Source organism: Paraburkholderia sp. RL18-085-BIA-A (assembly GCF_046027075.1).
Taxonomy (GTDB): Bacteria; Pseudomonadota; Gammaproteobacteria; order Burkholderiales; family Burkholderiaceae; genus Paraburkholderia.
This window is the reverse complement of record NZ_JARESU010000274.1, coordinates 1-5,398: the sequence shown is the minus strand read 5'-3', so window position 1 is coordinate 5,398 and position 5,398 is coordinate 1. Positions and strand designations below refer to the sequence as shown.

The window sequence follows — 5,398 nt, the reverse complement described above, 5'->3', positions numbered from 1 at the left end:
CCCCGGTGTCACAATAGTTGTCGCCTGTGAATTTTCTTAAATTGAAGAGTCAGAGGTGCAGGTTGAAGGAAAAACAAACGTATTCTGTCGAGTTCAAAGAGCAAGCGCTGTCGAAAGTCCTGCAGCGCGGAAGCCGCACCGTTGGATCGGTGGCCGACGAATTGAACATGAATTTACTGACATTAAGGAAGTGGATGAGAGGTAGCGCCGCTGCGAACCGGAGCTCGGACTCCGGACATGCAAAACGTCCAGAAGACTGGTCGCCGGAAGAACGGCTGCTGGCTTTGCATGAGAGCCACGGCCTGGTCGACGAAGCACTGAACGCGTGGTGTCGTGAGCGGGGGCTGTTCGCTCATCATCTCACCCAGTGGCGGATGGACTTTTGCGCCGTCGGCGGGACCGGCGCTCGGCGTGAGAGCGCCCAGGAAGTACGGGATCTGAAGCAAGCCAACGTGCAATTACAGCGCGAATTGAACCGCAAGGAGAAAGCGCTAGCGGAGGCGGCGGCGCTGTTGGTGCTGCAAAAAAAGTATCGTGCGCTGTTCGAGGGCGAGGCCGAATGACGGGCCTTGAAGAGCGCAAAATATTGATCGGCCTGATCAGCGAGGCGACGCTGACCGGGGCTCGCCAGGCGCCCGCGTGTGAGATGCTGGGGCTGAGCGCACGGACGGTTCAGCGTTGGCGAGGCGGCGAACCTGACGCGGTGGACGGGCGCTCGTTACGACACCACCAGCCATCTCACAAGCTGAGCGCCGAAGAACGCACCGAGCTGCTGGCAGTCGCGAACTCGGCCGAGTTTGGTCATTTGCCGCCGAGCCAGATCGTGCCTCGACTGGCTGACCAGCAACGCTATATCGCCTCGGAGTCGACGTTCTATCGGGTGCTGAAAGCCGAGAAGCAGCTTGCCCATCGGCGCAGTGAACGGCCGGTCAAATCGTGCGGCAAACCACGAGCGGTTCGCGCGGACGCGCCGAATCAGCTTTACAGTTGGGACATCACGTACTTGCCGGCGACGATCCGCGGGCAGTACTTTTATCTGTATCTGTTTATGGACGTGTTCAGTCATGCCCTGAGGATGTCTGTGCGAAGCGACGCATGCCGAAAGAAGCGCAGTCCATGGCTGACATCGTTACCTTTGTGCCGCAGGCTCATCTGGCCGCGCAGGCCAACATGGCGGGCTTCATTGAACTGTGCAGAACAAAGCTCACCTTGTTCGGATTGTCACTCCCCTTCGACGCCGATCGCTGGGATGTGTCCGAACACATCCAGCGCAAGGGCAGGCACACTGCCTTGAGGTTGGTGTTTAGTAAGCAGGCTACGTCCAGCAATAGACAGTCCGCGATGATGAGCGAACCGTTCCGGTCGTTCGCGAAGTCGTATATCCGGTACCAGCATGGCATGAGGCCGACAACAAGTTTGCCAAACCGTATGGCTGCTCTCCGGGCACTCGAAGCGGCGTTGCTCGAAACAGGAGCAGCGGACGCGGTACAGACGGACGCCCACGTCCTGAACCGGGCCGCTCAACTGCTCGCTGAGCGCCTCGCCGTTAGTAGCGCCTACGTTGCGGCCAACCAGCTTGAGATGGTTGCGGATTTCCTTTGCGATAACCGTCTTATGGCGGTGCCGACACGGTGGCGCAACCCGCTGAAGCCACCTGAGAACCATCGCACTAGGATTGGAACGGCGGCGGATGAGCGCCGGGCGGCAAAGATGCCAAGCCAAGCGGCGCTCGACGCGCTGCCGAAGGTGTTGCTGCTGGCCACCGAACCGGCCGACGTCCTTGTGTCGTCAATCACAGCGATTCTCTGCGCAGCGCCGGAACGTATCAGCGAAACGCTCTGCCTTCCGGTCAATTGCGAGGTAAGGCAGAAACGCGATCGCTCGGATGAAGATGCCTTCGGCCTGAGATGGTGGCCTGCCAAGCGGGCAGAGCCGACGGTGAAATGGATTGTTCCATCGATGGCGGGCGTCGTCGAAGAAGCGGTCGGGAAAATCCGCAGGCTCACCGACGAAGCGCGCGAGGTCGCCCGCTGGTATGAGCAGAACCCGACAAAGCTTTACCTGACCGAAGATGCGGAGCACTTTCGCACGAAAGAATGGCTGAGCATGGCCGACATCGCAGAGATCCTCTTTGCTGAGCCCGTCTACCAGGACTTACCACCCAAGTGGTGCAATAACAATAGTGTTCTCAAGCAGCGTCGCGGGAGAAAAGCCTACGTGCGTTTCGGCGATGTGCAGGCGGCCGTGCTGCGGCAACTGCCACCGGGGTTTCCTGTTGCTGACAAAACGACGGGCCTCCGGTACGGCGACGCGCTCTTCGTCATACAGCGTAATGCACTGGATACTTCCAGGCCACGGTTCCGCTGTGTCATCGAACCTCTGAAATACAGCCAGATTCGTGGCCGGCTGGGAGCGGAGTCTGCAAACGGCCGCCGATCCGTCTTCGACCATTGCGGCTTTTACGAGCCGGACGGCGCGCCGATTCGAGTCAACACTCATCAGTTCCGCCACTACCTGAACACGCTGGCGCAAGCGGGCGGCCTGAGCCATCTCGACATCGCCAAGTGGTCCGGCCGCAAGGATGTGCGGCAGAACGGGTACTACGACCATGAGCCATCCGATGCCGTAGTTGCACGCATCCGCGCCGCGGTAGGCGATGACACGCGCTTCTTCGGCCCGCTGGCCGCGGGGCCGCGGGCGGCGCTCATCACGCGGGACGAATTTGCCCGGCTGAAGGTGCCGACAGCGCACTCTACGGACTTCGGATACTGCATTCACGACTATGTGATGTCGCCGTGCGAGACGCCACTGCCTGAACTGTGGCGAACAGGTTTGCGTGAAGGGCGAGGCAGAGAAGGAGAAGCGCCTCCGCCAGGCACATGCCGAGGCGACGCGGCTGCTGGCGATGGCGGAGCAGGCCGAAGCTGAAGGGGAATTCGGGGCAAACGAATGGGCCGAACATCACAGGGCCTATCGTGCCCGTATCACGGCGCTGCTCGACGTTCTCGATGACCCGGCCGTTCCGCGCGGCGCGGTAATACAGTTGATACCGGCGGAAATTCTGTCCCGGCTTGATCACGCAGAAGCGCGCGCACTGCTGCCCTCGCCTGGCGACGCCGATGCATCACCGACCCTCGAGGAGGTGGCATGACTCGCGTGAGAGAGAAAAACCTTGACGACAAGGTCGTTGCCACCGTTGTTGAGGTGCTGGATGGCTGGAGCGGCCGGCTGAGCTGGAAAGCGCTTATCGAGGCGATCGCGAGGCGCGCTGGCCTTAGCTACACGCGGCAGGCGCTTCACCGTCACGAGCGAATCCGGCTGGCCTTTACGGTACGAAAGAAGGCCCTCTCGGGGCGGGACGAACAGCCCCGTGAGGCGATGTCGCCGGAGCTGCAGGTTGCCGTGGACCGGATCGCCCGGCTTGACGCGGAAAACCGGCGACTAACGGCCGAGAACCACAACCTGCTTGAGCAGTTTGCACGCTGGGCCTATAACGCACAGACCCGTAACCTGAGCAAGGAATTCCTGAACAGCCCCCTTCCAGGCGTGGACCGTGAGCAGAGTGAGCGTCCGCGTTTGCCAGGGAAGCCGCGTGCGCCCTGGAGAAGCTAACCATGGCCAACGGCCATCGCTTCCGCCAAATCGGCCGGACTGGTCAGCTGCTGAGCCCGCTCCAAGGCAAATGCTTGCTGTCTTCAATCACAGTCAGATCAGGCCGCAAGCGGCGCAACCATTCTGGAGGCGAAGGGCGGCAATCGACCCGATATAGGTAGTCCGTCCCGCTTTCATCGATACTGGTAGGACTGGCAGCTCGCTGCCAGTGAAGGTGGGACATGCACCCGCGGACTACGAATATCTCGACCCAAACGCCTGGACGTTTACGGCTTTAGCTTCGAGTCCACGGGTGCGCTTGCGTCCGATAACGAATACTCAGGGTCCGCCGTCGCACCGGCTCACTATATTGCCTTCGCTGAACGCAAGCATGCATGTCCCTACCGGGTAATCTATCACTTGCGGAGGTTCACATGGCATCGCTATCGAACCAGCAATTCAAGGCTTTCGTCGGCATCGACTGGGCCGATACCAAACATGACATTTGCCTGCAGCAGGCTGGCGACGACAGGCGCGAGTTCGACTGCATTCCTCACCAGGTGACACGCATCGATGAATGGGCAAAGGCGTTACATCAACGCTTTAGTGGCCCCATTGCGGTCGCGCTTGAGCTGGCCAGAGGACCAATCGTCTCTGTGTTGCAGAAGCATGCGTTCGTCACACTATTCCCTATCAACCCTGCAATGCTCGCGAAGTACCGTGAGGCGTTCAAGCCGAGCCGTGCCAAGGACGATCCCACCGATGCCGAACTGGCACTCGACCTGCTGCTGCGCCATCCTGAGCGGTTCAGCCCGCTCAGGCCGCAGAGCGCCGGCATGCGTTCCCTGCTGAGCCTGATCGAACAGCGTCGTGAACTGGTCGGCGACAAGACCCGCTTCACTAACCGGCTAACCAATGCACTCAAACAGTATTATCCTCAAGCCCTGGAATGGTTCGACGACATCGACACGGTACTGTTCTGTGATTTCCTGACCCGCTGGCCAACTCTGCCAGCAGTCAGGCGCACGAACAGAAAGACCCTTGAAACGTTCTTCCATGCGCACAACTGTCGCCGGGCCAAACTGATTGAGGGACGTCTGGAGTCAATTCGCTGCGCTGCATCGCTCACTGATGATCCCGGTATCGTTGCACCTCACCGGTTGCTCGCGCTGATGCTGGTGACGCAACTGCGCACAGCGCTCGCTGCGATTGACGTGTTCGACAAGGAAATCGCGGCAGTCGCACGGGCGCTGCCCGACTTCGACCTGTTTGACAGCCTGCCCGGCGCAGGTCCGCATCTGACACCACGCCTGCTGGCTGCGTTTGGCGAGCAACGTGACCGCTTCAGGGGCGCGGATGAACTGCAGAAGTACTCCGGCATCGCGCCGGTCACCGAGCGCAGCGGCAAGAAGTGCTGGGTGCACTGGCGCTGGCAATGTCCGACCTTCCTGCGCCAGACCTTCGTCGAGTGGGCGGGCCAGACCATCAACAAATCGTTCTGGGCGGGCGCCTACTACCGGCAACAGCGGGCGAAGGGCAGCTCGTATCAGGCCGCCGTGCGGGCATTGGCGTTCAAGTGGATACGGATCATCTACCGCTGCTGGCAGACCGGGACGCGGTACGACGAGAGCATCTATCTCAACGCCCTGAGGAAACGCGGTTCGCCACTCCTCAGGAACCTCGGGCTTCCGGAGTAACCCCTTCCGGTCGACAGTTACGCAGCTGGTTCCGGGTCGGTGCCTCTCCTCCGTTTGACGTGTTGTCGCGAGTTGTCCACCGTCGGCCGGCGGGTCGCCTTCTATGAGCA

General features: G+C 60.8%; 5 protein-coding genes. All 5 read left to right on the top strand.

The window, feature by feature from the left end; translation table 11 throughout:
* Positions 1 to 62 precede the first annotated feature (62 nt).
* The 5 genes from P0D89_RS50770 to P0D89_RS50750 all read left to right on the top strand — a co-directional run bounded on the left by P0D89_RS50770 (position 63) and on the right by P0D89_RS50750 (position 5,288).
* Positions 63 to 563 carry a transposase gene (locus tag P0D89_RS50770; RefSeq protein ID WP_408370450.1) on the top strand — a complete coding sequence of 167 codons (501 nt, stop codon included), beginning with the start codon at positions 63 to 65 and terminating at the stop codon, positions 561 to 563.
* Positions 560 to 1,294, top strand: coding sequence for a helix-turn-helix domain-containing protein (locus P0D89_RS50765; protein WP_408370449.1), 735 nt, complete (start codon positions 560 to 562; stop codon positions 1,292 to 1,294). Before P0D89_RS50770 ends, P0D89_RS50765 begins: the two co-directional genes overlap by 4 nt.
* 1,611 nt (positions 1,295 to 2,905) lie before the next feature.
* Positions 2,906 to 3,151 carry a hypothetical protein gene (locus tag P0D89_RS50760; protein ID WP_408370446.1) on the top strand — a complete coding sequence of 82 codons (246 nt, stop codon included), beginning with the start codon at positions 2,906 to 2,908 and terminating at the stop codon, positions 3,149 to 3,151.
* Entirely contained in the window at positions 3,148 to 3,612 is a 465-nt protein-coding gene (locus P0D89_RS50755) for a hypothetical protein (RefSeq protein WP_408370444.1), read from the top strand. Before P0D89_RS50760 ends, P0D89_RS50755 begins: the two co-directional genes overlap by 4 nt.
* Before the next feature lie 413 nt (positions 3,613 to 4,025).
* Positions 4,026 to 5,288, top strand: coding sequence for an IS110 family RNA-guided transposase (locus P0D89_RS50750; RefSeq protein ID WP_408370442.1), 1,263 nt, complete (start codon positions 4,026 to 4,028; stop codon positions 5,286 to 5,288).
* The last annotated feature ends 110 nt before the right edge of the window (positions 5,289 to 5,398 follow it).

Bases quoted from the DNA above. Each gene is read 5' to 3' on its own strand.
- P0D89_RS50760 (WP_408370446.1), top strand. From the start codon at position 2,906: ATGGCGGAGCAGGCCGAAGCTGAAGGGGAATTCGGGGCAAACGAATGG.
- P0D89_RS50750 (WP_408370442.1), top strand. From the start codon at position 4,026: ATGGCATCGCTATCGAACCAGCAATTCAAGGCTTTCGTCGGCATCGAC.
- P0D89_RS50765 (WP_408370449.1), top strand. From the start codon at position 560: ATGACGGGCCTTGAAGAGCGCAAAATATTGATCGGCCTGATCAGCGAG.
- P0D89_RS50755 (WP_408370444.1), top strand. From the start codon at position 3,148: ATGACTCGCGTGAGAGAGAAAAACCTTGACGACAAGGTCGTTGCCACC.